Origin of the sequence: Gordonia sp. VNK1 (assembly GCF_040049135.1) — a bacterium.
GTDB classification, from domain to species: Bacteria; Actinomycetota; Actinomycetes; order Mycobacteriales; family Mycobacteriaceae; genus Gordonia; species Gordonia oleivorans.
In genome coordinates, this window is the sequence record NZ_JBDZDJ010000007.1 from 234,303 (window position 1) to 252,091 (window position 17,789).

The 17,789-nt window shown below is 67.2% G+C and carries 16 protein-coding genes, 4 tRNA genes and 1 pseudogene; 12 read left to right on the forward strand and 9 right to left on the reverse strand.

The genetic code is table 11. The features are described from left to right. The first annotated feature begins 16 nt into the window (after nt 1-16). Nucleotides 17-772 carry an enoyl-CoA hydratase/isomerase family protein gene (locus tag ABLE94_RS11530; protein ID WP_348808789.1) on the forward strand — a complete coding sequence of 252 codons (756 nt, stop codon included), beginning with the start codon at nt 17-19 and terminating at the stop codon, nt 770-772. A 35-nt stretch (nt 773-807) separates the two neighbouring features. On the opposite strand, the gene ABLE94_RS11535 is transcribed toward ABLE94_RS11530, so the two are convergent. The 5 genes from ABLE94_RS11535 to ABLE94_RS11555 form a co-directional block, all read right to left on the reverse strand. Next, complete coding sequence (locus tag ABLE94_RS11535; RefSeq protein WP_348804822.1) at nt 808-2,145, reverse strand: HipA domain-containing protein; 1,338 nt, start codon at nt 2,143-2,145, stop codon at nt 808-810. Beyond that, the gene (locus ABLE94_RS11540; RefSeq protein WP_348804823.1) at nt 2,142-2,399 is read right to left on the reverse strand and encodes a helix-turn-helix domain-containing protein; all 258 of its coding nucleotides are present in this window, start codon (nt 2,397-2,399) and stop codon (nt 2,142-2,144) included. The genes ABLE94_RS11535 and ABLE94_RS11540 overlap by 4 nt, the downstream gene beginning before the upstream one ends. A 151-nt stretch (nt 2,400-2,550) precedes the next feature. Then, nucleotides 2,551-2,624 (reverse strand) — tRNA-Phe (locus tag ABLE94_RS11545). A 27-nt stretch (nt 2,625-2,651) separates the two neighbouring features. Then, nucleotides 2,652-2,728: transfer RNA gene (locus tag ABLE94_RS11550), tRNA-Asp, on the reverse strand. Nucleotides 2,729-2,762: 34 nt separating this feature from the next. Next, nucleotides 2,763-2,835, reverse strand: a tRNA-Glu gene (locus tag ABLE94_RS11555). Between the two features lie 181 nt (nt 2,836-3,016). On the opposite strand from ABLE94_RS11555, the gene ABLE94_RS11560 reads away from it, so the two are divergent. Next, a tRNA-Lys gene (locus ABLE94_RS11560) sits at nt 3,017-3,089 on the forward strand. 19 nt (nt 3,090-3,108) lie between these two features. Here ABLE94_RS11560 and ABLE94_RS11565 read toward each other — a convergent pair. Continuing rightward, nucleotides 3,109-4,245, reverse strand: coding sequence for a GAD-like domain-containing protein (locus ABLE94_RS11565; RefSeq protein ID WP_348804824.1), 1,137 nt, complete (start codon nt 4,243-4,245; stop codon nt 3,109-3,111). Nucleotides 4,246-4,473: 228 nt separating this feature from the next. On the opposite strand from ABLE94_RS11565, the gene ABLE94_RS11570 reads away from it, so the two are divergent. Continuing rightward, entirely contained in the window at nt 4,474-6,171 is a 1,698-nt protein-coding gene (locus ABLE94_RS11570; protein ID WP_348804888.1) for an adenylate/guanylate cyclase domain-containing protein, read from the forward strand. A gap of 69 nt (nt 6,172-6,240) precedes the next feature. Next, on the forward strand, nt 6,241-7,113 hold the full coding sequence (locus ABLE94_RS11575) for an oxidoreductase (RefSeq protein WP_348804825.1): 873 nt from the start codon (nt 6,241-6,243) through the stop codon (nt 7,111-7,113). A 31-nt stretch (nt 7,114-7,144) separates the two neighbouring features. Here ABLE94_RS11575 and ABLE94_RS11580 read toward each other — a convergent pair whose 3' ends face one another. Further along, nucleotides 7,145-7,774: an alpha-ketoglutarate-dependent dioxygenase AlkB gene (locus tag ABLE94_RS11580; RefSeq protein WP_348804826.1), complete on the reverse strand. Its 630-nt coding sequence runs from the start codon at nt 7,772-7,774 to the stop codon at nt 7,145-7,147. Nucleotides 7,775-8,026: 252 nt separating this feature from the next. Between ABLE94_RS11580 and ABLE94_RS11585 the strand changes: the two genes are divergently transcribed. The 3 genes and pseudogenes from ABLE94_RS11585 to ABLE94_RS11595 form a co-directional block, all read left to right on the forward strand. Then, nucleotides 8,027-10,255 (forward strand): MMPL family transporter, encoded by a 2,229-nt coding sequence (locus ABLE94_RS11585; protein ID WP_348804827.1) that lies wholly within the window; start codon nt 8,027-8,029, stop codon nt 10,253-10,255. Beyond that, complete coding sequence (locus ABLE94_RS11590) at nt 10,252-10,881, forward strand: TetR/AcrR family transcriptional regulator (protein WP_348804828.1); 630 nt, start codon at nt 10,252-10,254, stop codon at nt 10,879-10,881. The genes ABLE94_RS11585 and ABLE94_RS11590 overlap by 4 nt, the downstream gene beginning before the upstream one ends. 91 nt (nt 10,882-10,972) lie before the next feature. Then, nucleotides 10,973-11,269 (forward strand): annotated as a pseudogene (locus ABLE94_RS11595) (SDR family oxidoreductase); the annotation flags it as partial. A 13-nt stretch (nt 11,270-11,282) separates the two neighbouring features. Here the strand turns inward: ABLE94_RS11595 and ABLE94_RS11600 are convergent. Continuing rightward, nucleotides 11,283-11,888: a TetR/AcrR family transcriptional regulator gene (locus tag ABLE94_RS11600; RefSeq protein ID WP_348808790.1), complete on the reverse strand. Its 606-nt coding sequence runs from the start codon at nt 11,886-11,888 to the stop codon at nt 11,283-11,285. An 83-nt stretch (nt 11,889-11,971) separates the two neighbouring features. Here ABLE94_RS11600 and ABLE94_RS11605 point away from each other — a divergent pair, with 83 nt between their 5' ends. After that, on the forward strand, nt 11,972-12,364 hold the full coding sequence (locus tag ABLE94_RS11605) for a DUF1304 domain-containing protein (RefSeq protein ID WP_348804831.1): 393 nt from the start codon (nt 11,972-11,974) through the stop codon (nt 12,362-12,364). Between the two features lie 30 nt (nt 12,365-12,394). Then, the gene (locus ABLE94_RS11610; protein ID WP_348804832.1) at nt 12,395-13,405 is read left to right on the forward strand and encodes an NADP-dependent oxidoreductase; all 1,011 of its coding nucleotides are present in this window, start codon (nt 12,395-12,397) and stop codon (nt 13,403-13,405) included. 7 nt (nt 13,406-13,412) lie between these two features. Here ABLE94_RS11610 and ABLE94_RS11615 read toward each other — a convergent pair whose 3' ends face one another. Continuing rightward, nucleotides 13,413-14,579: a pyridoxal phosphate-dependent aminotransferase gene (locus ABLE94_RS11615; RefSeq protein ID WP_348804833.1), complete on the reverse strand. Its 1,167-nt coding sequence runs from the start codon at nt 14,577-14,579 to the stop codon at nt 13,413-13,415. Nucleotides 14,580-14,652: 73 nt separating this feature from the next. On the opposite strand from ABLE94_RS11615, the gene ABLE94_RS11620 reads away from it, so the two are divergent. The 3 genes from ABLE94_RS11620 (at nt 14,653) to ABLE94_RS11630 (ending at nt 17,779) form a co-directional block, all read left to right on the forward strand. Further along, complete coding sequence (locus ABLE94_RS11620; protein WP_348804834.1) at nt 14,653-15,201, forward strand: LppU/SCO3897 family protein; 549 nt, start codon at nt 14,653-14,655, stop codon at nt 15,199-15,201. A gap of 94 nt (nt 15,202-15,295) precedes the next feature. Beyond that, entirely contained in the window at nt 15,296-15,901 is a 606-nt protein-coding gene (locus ABLE94_RS11625) for a pyridine nucleotide-disulfide oxidoreductase (RefSeq protein ID WP_348804835.1), read from the forward strand. A 69-nt stretch (nt 15,902-15,970) separates the two neighbouring features. Then, nucleotides 15,971-17,779: a serine/threonine-protein kinase gene (locus ABLE94_RS11630; protein WP_348808791.1), complete on the forward strand. Its 1,809-nt coding sequence runs from the start codon at nt 15,971-15,973 to the stop codon at nt 17,777-17,779. The last annotated feature ends 10 nt before the right edge of the window (nt 17,780-17,789 follow it).

Sequence of the window (17,789 nt, forward strand, 5' to 3'; positions counted from 1 at the left end):
CCACGGTGATTCCACGATGACCGTACGGCTGGAACGGGTTGACGGAGTTGTGACCATCACGCTCGATCGACCGCAGAAACGCAACGCGATGACCGACGAGATGTGGGCGATGTTCGCCGCGCACATCGGTTCCCTCGACGTCGGCGGCACGGACAGGGTGCTGGTGATCACCGGCGCCGGTGGCGCCTTCTGTGGCGGATCGGATGTCGCTGGGCTGCTCGATGATCCGGAGTCCCTGCCGGACCGGATCGACGTGTCCAATCGGTGTGTACTGGCGATGCGGCAGTTGGCGATGCCCACCATCGCGCTCGTCGACGGCATCGCCGCCGGCTCGGGAGTGAACCTCGCGCTCGCCTGCGACCTCGTCTACGCCTCCGATCGCGCGCAGTTCGCGCAACTGTTCATCCATCGTGGCCTGTCGCTGGACAGCGGTGCGAGTTGGCTACTGCCGAGACTGGTGGGGGAGCGACGGACGCGGGAACTGTGCCTGCTCGGCGAGAAGATCCCGGCGGCGGAGGCATTGGCGATGGGAATGATCAACCGGGTGGTCGCTGCCGGCGATCTGATCACCGTGGGGTCCGGGATCGCCGGTCGCCTGGCCGGGTATTCGGGTCAGGCCCTCGCCGGCACCAAGGCGTTGCTCAACCAGACCTGGGAGCACGATCTGGCCGGCGCGCTGCGCGCCGAGACCGACAATCAGCTCCGGGTGATTGCCGGTGATGCTGCCCGCGAGGGTATCTCGGCGTTCGGCGCCGCGTCGCCCGATCGGTGACCTGGGCCGGTCACGGGCCTGCGGTCGCCGGTCGGTCACGGTGTGTGCCGACGCGCAGTGGCCTCGTCGAGAGTGGGCCTCCGTGAACGGGAACCGTTGCCGCCCAGAGGTTGACCCGATTCCAGGCGTCGGGCCCGGTCGGTGATGGTGGTGATCAGACGATGCGACGGCCAACCGGAGGTCACCTCGTCGGGCAGCGATTCCAGCCCAGCGCGGACTCCGGCGATCAGGTCATCGATGGCCGCTTGAGCATCGGCCTCCCGCAAGAGCATTGCCCTCGCCTCGGCGATCAGTGCGGCGCGGTCGACCTTTGCCAACGAAGTCTGGGTGCCGATGGGCAGTGCCATCCGTGCGGACAGTTCGGGGTAGTAGAGGGTGCACAGCGAGTCATAGATGGGGGCGACGGTGGCGGAGCCGCCGCGCAGCAGCAGGGAGTAGTTCTTTCCGTGGCCATCCTCATCGCCCACCAAGGCCCGGAATGCCACTTGGCGAAAGAGTCTGAGCACCTCGTGCCCTGGTGAATCGGCGAACTCACGCAGGATCCGCGCCATGCGCTCCGCGGGGCGACCCACGTGGTACTTGTCCTTCGGTCGTATCCCGAGTGCCTGGCACATGTCCTCCTGGTGGATGCGGGTGATCGTCCCGTCCTCGCCGACCATCCGGTCGTATCGTGTGGTCACGAATGTGCTTCTGCCGCCGATTGATTCGACCCAGACGTCGGTGTCGGACAATGTGCATGTCCTCGCAAGTGTCATCACCAACGCCTCGTTCTCGGCGCTGTGACTCCAGACGGTCGCGGGTTTGAGGATGTGGGTGGACGGATAGCCGTCCAGTGGTGTGCACCAGTCGTCGCCCACCCGGGTGAGCAGTAGCTTGTCTTGCGCTCCGCCGAGGGACATGCGAATCCCCTTGCCCGGGTCCGCGCCCAGGGGCCGGACCGGAAGATCGACGATGAGCGAACCGAGTTCTTCGTCGGTCAACGGTGCGGATGGTCGGGCATTCGCCGAAGGCGGCTCGCCGGCCGGGAGGACGGACACGGCTCCCGCGCAGTCCCTTCCGTACTCTGCCAACAGTCGGATCGAGTCGGCGGCGGTTTCGGGTGCGCCCGACGAATCCAGGCCCACGCCGTGCAGATGTGCGGCCGCGATCTGCAACGCCCGTCCTTCTGGCAGCAGGCCCTCGAGAAAGGCGCGTGAGGCGGCGGGCGGGTTTGCTCCCGGTAGCGCGGGCAGCGAGCACGACAGGATCGGGTCGCCTTGCTCGTTGGCTTCGGTCGCGGCATCCGTGTAGGTCACCGCGACCTTGCGGCCTCGAGATGTCATCGCGGCCGTCGCAACGATCGCGCCGTCGAGCCAGATGTCCAGCTCGGTCATTCGCCGGCCGGGCGTCGTCGGCGAGGACGGACCGCGAGTTCGAGTTCCAGTGCGGCGAGCACATCGAAGAGCCGGTCGACGGCCTTGGTGGCGTCGCCGTCCTCCATCTGGGCCAAGGTGTAACGGTTGGTGCGCGAGATCTCGGCGAGATCGGATTGGGTCATGCCGCGTGACTGACGTGCGGCCCGGAGGACTCGGCCCAGTGCGGAAGCGGATCGGACCCGCACATCGTCGATACCCTCGGATGTTGACATATCGCCACATTATGGGCCATGGATGCTGATGTCAAGAAAACGTCACATCGGATTCGTATATGTCAGATGTCAAGAAAACGCCACATCAACTGACTTGTTGCGGAAGAAGCACCAACAGAAAAAGCCCCGACCGAAGTCGGGGCAATGTCTGTGGCCAGGGCCGGGATCGAACCGGCGACCTTCCGCTTTTCAGGCGGACGCTCGTACCAACTGAGCTACCTGGCCGGAAGGTCCGGTACATACCGAAACCTTTGGCGACCCTGACGGGACTCGAACCCGCGACCTCCGCCGTGACAGGGCGGCGCGCTAACCAACTGCGCCACAGGGCCATGTTCAGTTATCTGCCGGTCGAAACCCGCAGCGTACCCCCTACGGGATTCGAACCCGCGCTACCGCCTTGAAAGGGCGGCGTCCTAGGCCGCTAGACGAAGGGGGCCGGTTCTCCGTTCGGAGGCGCTCCGTTGGGAGCCGACTTAGATTAGGACACCGCGCGGAGAAAACACAAATCGCCATGTCAGGACGGGTTTCTCAACGATGACACGCACAGCGCACACCGTCCGCACCGGCGTCGGATGCGACCGGGTAAACTCGCATCCGCCTTCGTTCGACGAAGGACTGCCCCTATAGCTCAGTTGGTAGAGCTACGGACTTTTAATCCGCAGGTCGTAGGTTCGAGCCCTACTGGGGGCACCGCAGGTGCCGACGAGAGTCACAGCATCCTGGGTCGCATCGCCTCGACGAGGACGTCGACGGGCGGAGATCCGAGTCCGCGGGCTGTCCACGATACGGCCTGTGCGGCGTCCTCGGTCCGTTCGATCCGGGTCCGGCCGGCCCGATACACGATCAGCTTCAGTCCCTTCTGCTCCCAGGGCATGGGAGTCAGCAGTGCGGTGACATTGCGCCGCATCTCACGTGACCAATGACCGGACCGCGACAGCCTGCCCTCGTCGGCGCTGTAGGCGATCACCGCGGACTGATATGACTTTCGGCCGACCCGTGCCAGCCCCAGCACGACGCATCGCCAGTCGGGCAGTGTCTCGTCGGCGACGACGCGCAGAGCGGTCACGATATCGGCAATGATCTCCTCATCGGGGCGGCCCGACGCGTAGGGATTGGCGGGTCGCTCGTTTGGTCCGTACGACTCGAGTCGGTAGATCAGCTCACCGTCGGGGTCAAACATCCCGTAGTCGGCACTCAGTGTCGCGCTCGGCCGCCGTCGAAGGTTGTCCAGCAGGTGCAGGTGGTCGCGCATCAAGACCAGCGAGGCATGGGTGTCGCGGGCCTTTCCGCCCGCGGTGAGCGCCGGCGTGTAGGCGTAGCACTCGTCGTAGGCGAGGGTCCCGCACACCTCGTCGAGCAGCGTGAACTCCGGTTCGATCAGGCTGGGGTAGTCGTTGATCCGGTTGAACCACGACATGATGTCCGCGTCGGGTTCACCGTCGTACTTCGCGGTGCCGTCCGCGTTCATGTGGCCGGTGCCCGGATGCACACCCAGCCAGCCCGAGTTCCCCGGACTGTAGAACCAGAACTCTCCGAATGCGCTGCGCGCCAACGGGAGTACCAGCGAACCGGCGGGCCAACCCGGCACGGTCACACCGCGCAACATCTCGGCGGCGACGTCGGCCCACTCGAGGGGGTCGGTGAACCAGATCGCCCCGTCGAAGAGCCCGGCGAACCCGAAGCGACGCCAGATCCTGATGAGGAACTCCGGAACGACGCCGTCGAACCGCTGCAGATGGACCTCGCTCATCGTCACGACGCGGTCGGTGACGGGGTAGCGATCCAATTGGCCGAGCCACCGTTCGAATACCGCCTCTCGTCTGCTCGGCGGGGTGCTCTGGCTCATGAAACCTCCGCGGGTGTCGGCGTGTCGGGGTGAGTGACGGTGCGACGATAACGCGCCCGGCGCGGTGGGCCGGGCCGCACGACGCCCACCGAATGACGGCGATCCCGGCCCCCGCGGGACCATCGGGCCCTTTTGTGAGCGGTGTCATTCGGTAATCTCACGTGTGACATCGATCGGCAGGGAAGGCGCATGACCCCATCACCGAGTTCCGCCGACGGGCAACCGCATATGCGGCCCCCTCTCGACGGCTTGCGGTGGTCGAATGCGCGACGCCGATACGCCGCCCGGGTCTGGGGTGTGGCCGGCGAGCCGACCGCGGCCGAGTGGGAGCAATTGGGGATCGACGGACGCCGGCGCCTGGCCCGCCGGGCGGTGGCCGTCTCGGTGGCCGCGATCGTCGGCAGCAACGCACTGATCGGTCTGGAGACCTTCCTTCTCGTCCAACTCGCCTACAACGGTGGACTGCTGACCGTGGACGCCACGATCGGTGCGCCCAACTTCCCGGCGATCGTGGCCGCGATCGCGGTGTCGATCGTGGTGAATGTGGTTCTGGGTGTCGTACTGCTCCGCCCGCAGATCGTCTGGTTTGTCGGCGGAGAGGTCGCCGACCACGCCAGACGCCTTGCCGTGCAACGTATCCCGATGATGCAGGTGATCGGGACGAGCGTCGCGTGGGCAGCCTCGCTGCTGTGTTACGTGCTCCTGGCGGCGCGTACGCTCACCGTGTCGACGCTCGTCGGGGTCACCGTCGCCTTCTTCCTCGCCGGCATGTCGAGTGCATGTCTGACGTACCTGTTCGCCGAACGGGCGGCCCGCCCGCTGATGATGGTCGCGCTGGCCTCTGACCCCACCTCGCGTGTGGTGCACGGTGTCCGGGAGCGGATGTTCGCGGTGTGGGCGATCAGCTCGGCGGTCCCGATGATCGGCCTGATCATTCTCAACATCGGCCGGCGGATACATCTGCTGCCCGCCGTGGTCGGGGATGTCGACTGGGCGTCGGTGGTGCTGGCGATCGTGGGCCTGGCCGCCGGAGCCCGGATCATCGCGCTCGTCGGGCAGTCGTTGATCGATCCGCTCACCGAGTTGCGCGACGCGGTCGAGAAGGTCGATCAGGGCGATTTCGATGTCCACGTCGACGTCTACGACTCCTCGGAGCTCGGGGTGCTGCAGCACGGATTCAACGAGATGGTGGCCGGGCTCGATGAACGTGAGCGCATGCGGGAGCTGTTCGCCCGGCACGTGGGTGACACGGTGGCCGAACTGGCCATCGAGAACGGGATGGGTCTGCACGGCACCAACACCGAGGTCGGGGTGCTGCTCGTCGACATCATCGGCTCCACCACGATCGCCCAGGAACGCTGTCCGCAGGACACCGCGGCGCTGCTCAACGAGTTCTTCGAGATCGTCGCGCAGGTCGTCGACCATCACGCCGGCTTCGTCAACAAGTTCGAGGGTGACGCGGCCCTGGCCGTGTTCGGCGCTCCCGTCGCCATCGACAATCCGGCGGGCGCGGCGCTGGCCGCCGCCTGCGACCTCGCAGCGGGGCTGACCGAAGCACTCGATGTTCGGTGGGGGATCGGGGTGTCGTTCGGGATGGTGTTCGCCGGCAACATCGGCGCCGAACGCCGTTACGAGTACACCGTCATCGGCGACCCGGTCAACGAATGCGCCCGACTGTCCGAGATGGCCAAGACCAGTCGGGTACCGGTGCTGGCCAGCGGGCCCGCGGTCACCGCCGCGGGCGACGAAACGCAGAAGTGGACGCTGCTGGACCGGCGCGTGATGCGCGGCCGCAACGAACCCACCGAGATCTTCGCGCCCGCCGACCTGGTCGCCCGGAACGCGCCGTCGATGGGTGAGATGCTGTCGGGTTTCTTGCGTCCGACCAAATGGCTGGGATCGGCCGGACTATTGCGCCTGCGCTGACCCGCCCCGGCCCGTCCGACGCCTACGCTGGGCGACGAACGTCACGTTCGTCCACGAAGGGACTCGCACATGAGCGGATGGTCAACCGCAGACATCCCGGATCAGTCCGGCAAGACCTACATCGTCACCGGCGCCAACAGTGGACTCGGCGCCGAGACCACCAAGGCCCTCGTGGCCGCCGGCGCGAGCGTCGTCATGGCGTGCCGCAACACCGACAAGGCCGATGCGATCGCCGCCGGACTCGGGGACCGCGTGCGCGTCGCGTCCCTGGACCTCGCCGACCTCGCGTCGGTGCGGGCCTTCGCCGACTCGGCGCCCGCCGCCGACGTGCTGATCAACAACGCCGGTGTGATGGCGCTGCCGTTACGGCGCACCGCCGACGGTTTCGAGATGCAGATGGGCACCAACCATCTCGGGCACTTCGCGCTGACCGGGCTGCTGTTGCCGAAGATCTCCGAGCGGGTGGTGACGTTGTCGTCGGGCCTGCATCAACTCGGGCGCATCGACCTCGGCGATCTGGACTGGCGGTCGCGCCGGTACAAGCGGTGGCAGGCGTACGGCGATTCGAAGATGGCCAATCTGATGTTCGGGATGGACCTCGCCGACCGTTTCGACGCCGCCGACGACGGCCGACTGTCGCTGATCGCCCACCCCGGATACGCCGCGACCGAACTGCAGGGGCACACCGAATCGCTGATGGATCAGGTGATGAAGGTGGGCAATCTGTTCGCGCAGTCGGCGGCGTCGGGAGCCCTGCCGACCCTGTACGCCGCCACCTCGCCCGACGTGGTGAACGGCACCTTCTACGGTCCGACGGCGCTCTTCGGGATGCGTGGGGCGCCGGGGGTGTCGTCATACTCCGGGCGCGCGAACGATCGGGCCATCCGGGACGGGCTCTGGGCCGCGTCGGAGAAGCTCACCGGGGTCACCTTCGGGATCTGAGGGCGCCGCGCCGAAGAACGTGACCACGCCGTCACCAGACCCCGGGCGGCCGGAACTGCACACTGATGCGTGCTCCGGCGCCCGGGCTCTTGGGGACCGCGTGTTCCCACGTCCGTTGGCAACTGCCGCCCATGACGAGCAGGTCACCGGAACCCATCACGAAACGCAACGATGCGCCGCCGCCGCGCGGACGCAGGGTCAGTGCGCGCGGTGAGCCCAGCGAGAGGATCGCCACCATCGTGTCGTGGGTGGCGCCGCGTCCGATCCGATCACCGTGCCAGGCAACCGAATCCGAACCGTCGCGGTACAGGCACAGTCCGGCGGTGGCGAAGCCCTCCGGGAGTTCGTCGCGGTAGTGGCCGGTCAACATCGAACGACATTGGGCGAGAAGAGGATCGGGGAGCGGTTCGTCGGCCTGGTAGGTGGCCAGCAGGCGTGGGACGTCGACCACCCGGTCATACATCCGACGTCGCTCGGCGCGCCAGGCGGCCTTCTCCCGCAGTGCGTCGAACAGGAGTTCCGAACCGGTGATCCAGCCGGGGCGCACGTCCACCCACGCGCCGTCGGTGAGTTCGCGGCGGGTCACTCCGGTGGCCACGGCCCCGATCTCCGGCGTGGTCTCGGTGAGGTCGAAGATCGAACCCTGCATGCCGACGGTCATCCGCCCAGCCTAGCGTCGATCGAAAGAATGTTCTAGATAGGCCGCGGTGTGATGCCGGCGGGCCGACGCCGGCGTGAGTGGGTTCGCCCACAATCGCGATCCGATCTGGCTGTCGCGACGAAAGTGGAGTAAACATTGTCAAGTGTTAGTCACTCACACTTTTGTGGGTGGCGGGATGCCGCGGAGAACTCCCCGGCGGCCCAGATTCGTCCGCACACACCGCCCGTTCGCCCGTCTTTCGAGGACTCCCTGATGGCATCCATACTCTTCCGGCTCGGCCGGTTCTCCTTCCGGCACAAGTGGTGGGTGATCGCCACCTGGCTGATCCTGCTCGTCGTGGTCATCGGGTCGGTCGGCCTGCTCAAGCCGAAGTTCGCGCAGGATTTCGATCTGCCGGGAACCGACTCCGGGACGGCGACCAGCCAGCTGCAGGAGTACTTCCCGAAGGTCATGGAGCAGCAGTCGCAGGGATCGGCGACGGTCGTGGTGTACGCCGCCGACGGTCTCGACGCGCATGCCGAACAGCTGCAGAAGCTTGCCACCGACCTGCGTGGGCTCTCCGACATCGCCGACCCGCAGGCCGTGGTCAGCCCGCTCGCGGTGGCCCAGGCGAAACCGGAGATGGCCGCGTCGGTGATCGGCGACAACGGTCACGTCGGCCTCATCTCGGTACAGGTGACCACCAACATCCAGGACCTGACGGTCGACCAGAAACAACAGCTGATCGACGTACTCGAACAGAACCGGGGCGGCGGACTGCAGGTCGAGGCCACCGGGTCGCTCATGCAGGTGATGGAACAGGGCGGCACCGCCGAACTCATCGGCTTCGCCGTGGCCTTCGTGGTGATGATCGTGGCCTTCGGGGCCCTGGTGGCGGCCTTCATCCCACTGGTCACCGGCATCGTCGGCGTCGCGTTGACGATGATGCTGGTGACGCTGTCGGCGGAGTTCATGACCGTCAACCAGACCGCCACCGGCATCGTCACGATGCTGGGTATCGCGGTCTCCATCGACTACGCGCTGTTCATCGTGTCGCGGTACCGGACCGAACGGCACCGCGGTGGTGACCCGGCCGATGCCGCCGGACGTGCGGTGGGCACGGCCGGCACCGCGGTGGTCTTCGCCGGTCTGACCGTGGTGATCGCGGTGGTGGCACTGACCGTCGTCGGCATCCCCCTGATCACCCAGATGGGTGCCGGTGCGGCGGTCGCGGTGATCATCGCGGTCATCGCGGCGCTCACCCTGATCCCGGCCCTGCTCGGAGCCACCGGACGGTTCGCCTTCACCCCGAAGATCCCGTGGATCAAGCATGCCGAGGAATCGATGACCGCCGAGACCAACGGTGTGCGCTTCGGCAAACAGGTGGTCAAGCGGCCGCTGCCGTTCATCATCGCCGGACTCGCCGTCCTGGTCCTCGCGGCGATCCCGGTGGGCAAGCTCGAGCTCGGCATGGACCTGTCCAACGCCGACGAGGCGCGCGCATCGGCGTTGCTGCAGAAGGGCTTCGGCGAGGGCATCAACGGGCCGTTGCTGGTGATCCTGCACGACGACGACGGGCAGGTCGCCACCGCCGCCGACGAGGCCGTCGCACACATCAAGACGCTGCCCGGCGTGGCCAACGCGGCGTCGCTGGCCTGGACGGGCAACGGCGCCGGTGCCAACCCGAACGTCGGTGCCAACACGGCGTTGATCATGGTCACGCCCACCAGTGCGCCGTCGGATCAGGCGACGCACGACCTGATGGAGACGATCCGTGACTATGGGCCGCAGGTCGACAAGGCCGGCGTCGAGATGCACGTCGGCGGGCAGACCGCGATCATGTCGGACCTCTCGGCCAAGCTCGACAAGGCGCTCATCCCGTATCTCATCGTGGTGGTGGGGCTGGCATTCCTGATCATGATCGGTGTCTTCCGGTCGATCTGGGTGCCGCTGGTGGGCACCGTCGGGTTCATCTTCTCGGTGCTGGCGACCTTCGGTGTCACCGTCGCGATCTTCCAGGAGGGTTACCTCGGGATCATCTCCGACACCCGCCCGACACTGTCGTTCCTGCCGATCTTCCTGATCGGCGTGGTCTTCGGTCTCGCGATGGATTACCAGGTGTTCCTGGTGACCCGGATGCGCGAGGAGTACGTCCACGGCATGAGTGCCAAGGACGCGATCATCGCCGGCTACCGGCACGGTGCGCGCGTGGTGACGTCCGCCGCGATCATCATGATCAGCGTCTTCGCCTCCTTCATGCTCGCCCCGGACACCACCTCCAAGATGCTCGGATTCGCGCTGGCCATCGCGGTGTTCTTCGACGCCTTCATCATCCGGATGACCGTGGTGCCCGCGGTGATCGCGATGCTCGGCGATCGTGCCTGGAGTCTGCCGAAGTGGTTGGACAAGCTGGTGTTCGACTTCGACATCGAGGGCGGGGCCGTCCGCGATCGGGGCGTGCCCTCCGCCGAGGACGACAAGGCCCTGACGCCGGCGTCATGACCGACCTGCCGGATACGGTGACGCCCACGGTTCGTCCTGCCGGGCTGCGCGAGAAGAACAAACAGCGCACCCGGCAGGCGATCCGGGATGCGGCCATGCGGCTGTTCGCCACGCAGGGGTACGCGCAGACGACCGTCGAGCAGATCGCGCGCGAGGCGCAGGTGTCCCACACCACCTTCTTCCGGTACTTCGCCTCCAAGGAGCAGGTGGTGATCTCCGACGGGCTCGACGACGAACGGCACGCCGCCGCGGCGGCCATTCCGAAGGGGCTCGGGCACTTCGATCTGCTTCGTGCGCTGGTCACCACGCAGGGTCGGATCGCCCTCGAGGATCCGTGGGCATCGAATCCACAACGGTTGCAGCTCATCCGGTCCGAACCGGCGCTGCGGACGGCTTATCGGATCGAGGCGGATGCGTCGATCTCCCAGGGCGCCGAGTACTTCGCCGCGTATCTGGATGTGCCGGTGGACGATCCGTGCCTGCGGGTGTTCATCGCCGCCACCAGTGGGGTGATGTTCCACATCGCCGAGTCCGTCGTCGATCCGCGCGACGGCGACGTGCTGGGCACCCTGCTCGACGCCATCGATCTACTGGAACAAGGACTGCCGCTCGATCGCGGCCGATAGTGTTGGTCCGTGGCGACGACGCCGCGGGGAAAGGATGTGCATCGTGGGACGTTTGAGCGGCAAGGTCGCCTTCATCACCGGTGTGGCGCGCGGTCAGGGACGTGCGCATGCGGTTCGGCTGGCGAGTGAAGGCGCCCACGACATCCGGGTCAACACGGTGCACCCGGGGGCGGTCGCCACCCCGATGGGTTCGGGTCAGATGGTCGCGCGCATCGAGCAGACCAATGCGGCCAACCCGCGGCTGGCGGGCATGGGCATGACCTTTGTCAATCAGTTCGTGGCCGAGGCGGAGGAGATCTCGAACGCGGTGGCGTTCCTGGCCTCCGATGAATCGAAGTTCATCACCGCCGAATCGATCTCCGTCGATGGTGGGGCGCAACACTTCTGATCCTGCCGCGGATTCATCGGCGACGCACCTCGGTCGGTGCCGCGCTCAGTGTCGCGATCGCCGCGTCGATGGTGGCGCAAGCCGCATCGGCGTCGACGCGGGCCAGTGAGAGCGCGGCGATGCTCGCCGCCACCGTCACCCGGGTCAGGCGATCCCACGTGGTGGCGTCGGCGTCGGGCAGATGAGCCTGCACGCCACGTGCGATCGCCGTCGACAATTCCCGGTGATAGGCGGCGACGACCTGCGCGACGGCGTCATCGCCGCCGATGTTGCCGGCCGCGGTGGTGAGCAGGAGGCAACCGGCCGGTGCCGCGCCGTCGCGGTCGATGACGGCGATCGCATCGCCCAGGCCGCGCAGGTAGTCGATCACGGCGTCACCGTCGACCTTCTCGACGGTCATCGGTCGCAGCCGGGGGCGCACGATGGTGTCGAGATAGTCGGTCACCGCGGCGTCGAACAGGCCGCGCATGTTGCCGAACGCGTGGTAGATGCTGGATCGTCCGACCCCGGTGGCCGCCTCCACGTCGGCCACGGATACGGCGTCGAAACCTTTGCGCCAGAATAGGTCACGCGCGTCGCTGACAAGCCTGCCGCGATCGTGGGTCACTGCGCGGCCCATGGCCTCCTCGATTCCCTGTTGACAATTTGTGCAACGATCATTCTAGTATAGTACTGGAACGTTCGGTTCACAAAGGAGTTGCCGTGGGTATCGTCGCCATCGTGTTCGCCGCTCTGGCGGCCGCCCTGCACGTCTACATCTGGGTGCTGGAGTCGTGGCGCTGGACTCACCCGTCGACCCGCGCCACATTCGGCACCACCGCCGACGAGGCGGTCGCGACCCGCGAGATGGCCTTCAATCAGGGCTTCTACAACCTCTTCCTGGCGTTGATCGCCGGGATCGGTGCGGTGACCTGGTTCGTCGACGAGGCCGTCGGCGCCGCGTTGATCTACGCCGGGGCCGGATCGATGCTCGCCGCGGGTCTCGTGCTGCTGATCTCCTCGCCGGACAAGGCGCGGGCAGCCATCACCCAGTCGGCGCTTCCGCTGATCGCGGTGGTCGCCCTGAGTATCGCGCTTCTCTCACCGGTGAACTGACATCATTTCCGCTGAATCAAGGAGGATTTCATGACCGTCACCAGCACGCAGGTTCAACTCGTGTCGCGACCCGTCGGCTGGCCCACCGCCGACGACTTCCGTGTGGCGACAATCGAACTCGACGACCTCGCCGCGGGTGAGGTGCGCGTCGCCAACGAGTTCGTCAGCGTCGATCCGTACATGCGCGGCCGGATGATCGACACCCGAAGCTACATCCCGCCCTTCGCGCTGGGGGAGACGATGACCGGCGGTGCGGTCGGCCGGGTGATGCAGTCGCGCGCCGACGACCTCCCGGTCGGCACATTGGTCAGCCACCAACTGGGGTGGCGCGACGTGGCACAAGGCCCCGCAACGGCTTTCACCCGGTTGCCGGAGCCGCCCGATGGTGTGGCCTCCTCGGCGTATCTTGGCATCTTCGGGTTGACCGGACTCACCGCATACGTCGGGCTCGCCGAGATCGCGAAGCTGAAAGACGGTGACGTGGTGTTCATCTCGGGCGCCGCGGGCGCGGTAGGTACCGCCGCCGGACAGATCGCCCGACTCCTCGGCGCGAAGGCCGTGATCGGTTCCGCGGGCGGGCCGGCCAAGGTGGATCTGCTGACCTCCCGCTACGGATACGATTCGGCGCTGGACTACAAGGCCGGTCCGGTGCGAAAGCAGTTGCGGGAGCTGGCCACCGACGGTATCGACGTGTACTTCGACAATGTGGGCGGCGAGCACCTCGAGGCCGCGCTCGACGTCTTCAACGACGGTGGGCGCGCGGCCCTGTGCGGCGCGATCTCGGCCTACAACGCCACCGAGGCGCAGCCCGGCCCCCGCAACATGAGCAACATCATCACCCGCGGACTCACCCTGCGAGGTTTCACCCTCGGGCATTACCTCGGCTTCGCCGCGGAGTTCAACGAGAAGATGTCGCAGTGGTATGCGGGCGGCGACATCGTCTTCGACGAGACCGTGGTGGACGGGGTGGACCACGCCGTCGACGCCTTCCTCGGCATGATGCGCGGGGAGAACATCGGCAAGATGGTCGTGCGTGTCTGAGATGTGTTCAGAGACGCCGTAACCGGTCGGCGGCCTCGGCGATCACGTCGTCGCGTTTGGCGAAGGCGAAGCGCACCATGTGATTCCACGGGTCCTTGTGGTCGGCGAACACGCTGACCGGCACGGCGGCCACCCCGATCCGTTCGGGCAGCGACCGGCAGAAGTCCTCGCCGTCGGCGTATCCGAGCGGGCGCGGATCGGCGCACACGAAATAGGTTGCCTCGCTGCGGTGCACGCCGAACCCGGCATCGGAGAGCGCCCGGGACAACAGGTCCCGTTTGTTCTGGAGTTCGGCGGCGCTGCGGGCGACCCATGCCATCTCCTGCTCGAGTGCCACCGCGACGGCCGGCTGGAATGGTCCCGAACCCACGTAGGTCATGAACTGTTTGGCCGCACGCGCGGCGGCGACCAGTTCGCTCGGACCGCTGATCCAGCCGACCTTCCAGCCGGTGCAGTTGAATGTCTTTGCCGCACTCGATATTCGGAGGGTGCGCTCGCGCATCCCGGGCAGTGTGGCCAGTGGCGTGTGGGTGCGTCCGTCGAACAGCAGATGTTCGTACACCTCGTCGGTCACCGCGATCACGTCGTGCTCGACGCATAGGCGCGCGATCTCGGCGAGGTCGCCGTCGGAGAGCACGGTCCCGGTGGGATTGTGCGGCGAGTTCACCAGGATCAGGGCGGTGTCGGGTCCGAACGCGGCGGCCAGCCCGTCGCGGTCGAGGCGGAACCCGTCGCCGTCGGGGATCAACGGCACGGTGCGGCGCACACCGCCGGCCATCGCGACGGTCGCGGCATACGAGTCGTAGTACGGCTCGATCATGATCACCTCGCGGCCGGGTTCGGTGAGACCGACGACCGCGCCCGCGATGGCCTCGGTGGCGCCGACGGTGATCAGGACCTCGGTGTCGGGGTCGTAGTCGAGGCCGTAATGATCGCGCTGGTGGCCGGCCACGGCGTGGCGCAGGCTCGGCACCCCGATCCCCGGCGGGTACTGGTTCTGGCCGGTCGAGATGGCGACCCGGGCCGCCTCGAGCATCGCCTCGGGTCCGTCGGTGTCCGGGAAACCCTGACCCAGGTTCACCGCGTCGTGACGCAGTGCCAGTGCCGACATCTCGGCGAAGATCGTGGCGGAGAACGGGCGCAGGCGCGTGACGGTGGCCGGAGAAGGGGGCATGGATTCAGGCTGTCACACCCCGGTCGGGTGAATCGCGACGATTGCGTCGGTTGTCCGGAGTAACCTCCCCGCCATGGGAACGCAAGTGAGTCAGAACACATCGCGGTGGGCTCGGCGCCTCGGCGTCGCATGCGCCTGCCTGGCCTTCGGCCTGCTCACCGCCTGCAGTGCCTCGGTCAGCGTCGGCAGCGACACCGTCGACTCGGCCGACGACGTCAACGTCGGCGAGTGCGTGTCCGTCGCGGACAGTTCCGACGGGAAGGTAGAGGCCACCAAGACCGACTGCGACACCACCGACGCCTTCGCCTTCTACGTCGCGTCGACGACCGCGACCACATCGCAATGCCCGGGTCAGGAATCAAGACTGACGTTCGAGGAGGGCGACCAGCAACTGTGTCTGACGCCCAACATGGCGCAGGGCAAGTGTTATGAGGTGCCCTCGGGTGGTGCCGGGTCGTTGACCGACTTCAAGGCCGTCGATTGTGGCGCGACGACGGCCGACGGCACCGCTGTGGTCGAGGTCGTCACCCGTTCCAACGGCACGGTGACCTGCGATGCGAGTCTGACCGCCCTGGAGTTCACCGAGCCTCAACCGCTCGGCTACTGCCTGCGGGTGAGCTGAACGACCGACGCCGTCCAAGCGTTCGTCAAGCGCGCGACAAGCCACGACGACGACCGTGTCGGCAGCACACCACAGCTGCCGAAAAGGACCCGTCATGTTCACCACCGATCGCCACCATCCCGACCACGACCCCCACACCAACCACGACCCCGACCTCGAGGGCCGGCCCGCCCGGCCACTGCTCCGGCTCGCCTACAACGGTGCCGTCATCCTCGGCTGCCTCGGGTTCATGCTCGTCGCCGCGTGCAGTGTCAGCCTCGGCACCGACGCCATCGAATCCCCGAACGACATCGAAGTCGGCGAATGCCTGTCGATCGGCGCCGACGACGAGCCGGGGAAGGTGAACGCCTCCAAGGTCGACTGCGAACGCACCGACGGTCTGACGTTCTACGCCGCATCGACGGTGGCCGCCGAATCCGGCTGCGACGCCGCCAACACCTCCACCCTCACCTTCGGTGAGAATCGTGAGAGTCTCTGCCTGACACCGAACTTCGCCGAGGGACGCTGCTATCAGATCCCGATCGGCGGCGACCTCGTCGACTACCGCGAGGTGACCTGCGACGCGCAGGCCGCCGAGCAAACGGTGGTGGCGCGGGCCGTCGACCGTGGCGACGGGTCCATCACCTGCGATGCCGACGACACGATGTGGTCATTCGCCCGGCCGCAATCGGTGGGCTACTGCCTGCGGACTGTCGTCTGATCCGGGGAAGGCGCAGGGAGCAGGTAAGGTTACGGGCCTGACGTGCCGCCGGTGTCGAGGAGGGCTGAGGTGGTCTACACACCGGGTGATGCCTTCGCCGGGTACACGATCGAGCGGCTCGTGGGCCGCGGTGGCATGGGCGAGGTCTATCTGGCCCGCCACCCCAAACTGCCCCGCAAGGAGGCAGTCAAGATCCTGCCGGCCGATCTCAGCCGCGACCCGATGTTCCGGCAGCGCTTCATCCGGGAGGCCGAGTTGGCCTCCAGCATGGTGCATCCGGCGATCGTCACGATCTACAACTCCGGTGAGGACGACGGCCACCTGTGGCTGGCGATGGAGTTCATCGACGGCGTCGACGGCAGTGAACTGCTGCGTCGTCACCCCCGAGGACTCGACCCCGCCCTGGTGTCGGCGATCGCCATGTCGGTGGCGTCGGCGTTGGACGCGGCGCACGCCCGCGGGCTGCTGCACCGGGATGTGAAACCGGCCAACATCCTGGTGCAGGGCGCCGACGGCGCAGGTGCCACCCGCATCGGCCGGCAGCCGCCGCGGGTGCTGCTCGCCGACTTCGGGATCGCCAAGTCGACCGCCGACGTCACCAACCTGACCTCGGCGAACATGTTCCTCGGGACGGTCGCCTACGTCGCTCCCGAGCAACTCCTCGGTACCGAGGTCGACGGGCGGGCCGACCAGTACAGCCTCGCTGCCACACTGTTCCAGTTGCTCTGCGGGGTCCCGCCGTTCGAGGGCAGTACCCAGACCAGTGTGATCGCCGCGCACCTGAATTCCGATCCGCCGGCGCTCTCCGGGCTGCGGCCGGGAACCTCGAACGCCGTCGACGAGGTGCTGCGGCGTGGACTCGGCAAGACCGCCGACGAGCGGTATCCGTCGTGCAGCGATCTCGCCGCCGACCTCGATCGGGCCTTGCGCGGCGCCCAGTCGGGACCACCGCAGTCGGGGCCGCCGCCGGGTCCCACGGAGATCATCCCGGCGCGGGCATCGGCACCGCCCTCGACGTCGGTACCGCCCTCGTATGCGCAGCCGATCCCGTCCTCGCAGGTTCCGCCGGTGCCCGCGGGCCCGTACACCGGAGCGTCGTATCCCGGCGCCGTGGCGCCCGGGTCGATTCCGCCGTACGGCCCGCCCAGCGCGCCCCTGCCGGTGGGGTCGTATCCGAGTCAGCCGGGCGGCACCGGCGGTTACCCGCTGCCGCCGACGCCTCGACGCGGATCGTCGTCGAAGACCGCGTTGGCGGTCCTCGGCGCCCTGCTGGCGCTGGTCCTGGTGATCGTCGCCGGTGTCTGGGTGGCGAATCTGCTGTCCGGGTCGGATTCGGGCACCTCGACCGCCGCCGGCAACTCGGTCACCACCACGGCGGTCGCGGGGACGCCCACCTCCACGCCGTTCACCCGCCCCCCGGTGACCGAGCAACCGACGCAGATCTCCGGTCCCGGCCAGATCGCGGTCGGTGATTGTGTGCAGATCGGTCGGCAGCCCGACTCCGCCGGCAACGTCGACACCAGTCGCGTCGATTGCGCCACGTCGGCGATGACGTTCTACGCCGCCGAATTCGTCGCCGCCTCCGCGGAGTGCCCCAACGACCACAACGCCAGTCTGTCCTTCGGTGGGACCGCCCAAAAGCTCTGTCTGGCACCCAATTTCACGCCAGGGCAGTGCTACCAGATCCCCAGTTCGGGTGGTTCACTCGCCGACTACCACGAGTTGAGTTGCGGTGCGGCCGCGGCGGCGGGAACGGTCGCATTCCGGATCACCAACCGGTCGACGAGGGCGGTGACCTGCGCGACGGGGGAGTTGCGGTGGATCTTCGCCCAGCCCGAATCCCTGGGTTACTGCCTGACCCAGGAATCCGGTTCCTGATCGGAGGTCC

Excerpts from the sequence above, each read along its gene's own strand:
- ABLE94_RS11530 (WP_348808789.1), top strand. The coding sequence starts at position 17 with ATGACCGTACGGCTGGAACGGGTTGACGGAGTTGTGACCATCACGCTC.
- ABLE94_RS11535 (WP_348804822.1), bottom strand. The coding sequence starts at position 2,145 with ATGACCGAGCTGGACATCTGGCTCGACGGCGCGATCGTTGCGACGGCC.
- ABLE94_RS11540 (WP_348804823.1), bottom strand. The coding sequence starts at position 2,399 with ATGTCAACATCCGAGGGTATCGACGATGTGCGGGTCCGATCCGCTTCC.
- ABLE94_RS11565 (WP_348804824.1), bottom strand. The coding sequence starts at position 4,245 with ATGAGCCAGAGCACCCCGCCGAGCAGACGAGAGGCGGTATTCGAACGG.
- ABLE94_RS11570 (WP_348804888.1), top strand. The coding sequence starts at position 4,474 with ATGCGGCCCCCTCTCGACGGCTTGCGGTGGTCGAATGCGCGACGCCGA.
- ABLE94_RS11575 (WP_348804825.1), top strand. The coding sequence starts at position 6,241 with ATGAGCGGATGGTCAACCGCAGACATCCCGGATCAGTCCGGCAAGACC.
- ABLE94_RS11580 (WP_348804826.1), bottom strand. The coding sequence starts at position 7,774 with ATGACCGTCGGCATGCAGGGTTCGATCTTCGACCTCACCGAGACCACG.
- ABLE94_RS11585 (WP_348804827.1), top strand. The coding sequence starts at position 8,027 with ATGGCATCCATACTCTTCCGGCTCGGCCGGTTCTCCTTCCGGCACAAG.
- ABLE94_RS11590 (WP_348804828.1), top strand. The coding sequence starts at position 10,252 with ATGACCGACCTGCCGGATACGGTGACGCCCACGGTTCGTCCTGCCGGG.
- ABLE94_RS11600 (WP_348808790.1), bottom strand. The coding sequence starts at position 11,888 with ATGGGCCGCGCAGTGACCCACGATCGCGGCAGGCTTGTCAGCGACGCG.
- ABLE94_RS11610 (WP_348804832.1), top strand. The coding sequence starts at position 12,395 with ATGACCGTCACCAGCACGCAGGTTCAACTCGTGTCGCGACCCGTCGGC.
- ABLE94_RS11615 (WP_348804833.1), bottom strand. The coding sequence starts at position 14,579 with ATGCCCCCTTCTCCGGCCACCGTCACGCGCCTGCGCCCGTTCTCCGCC.
- ABLE94_RS11620 (WP_348804834.1), top strand. The coding sequence starts at position 14,653 with ATGGGAACGCAAGTGAGTCAGAACACATCGCGGTGGGCTCGGCGCCTC.
- ABLE94_RS11625 (WP_348804835.1), top strand. The coding sequence starts at position 15,296 with ATGTTCACCACCGATCGCCACCATCCCGACCACGACCCCCACACCAAC.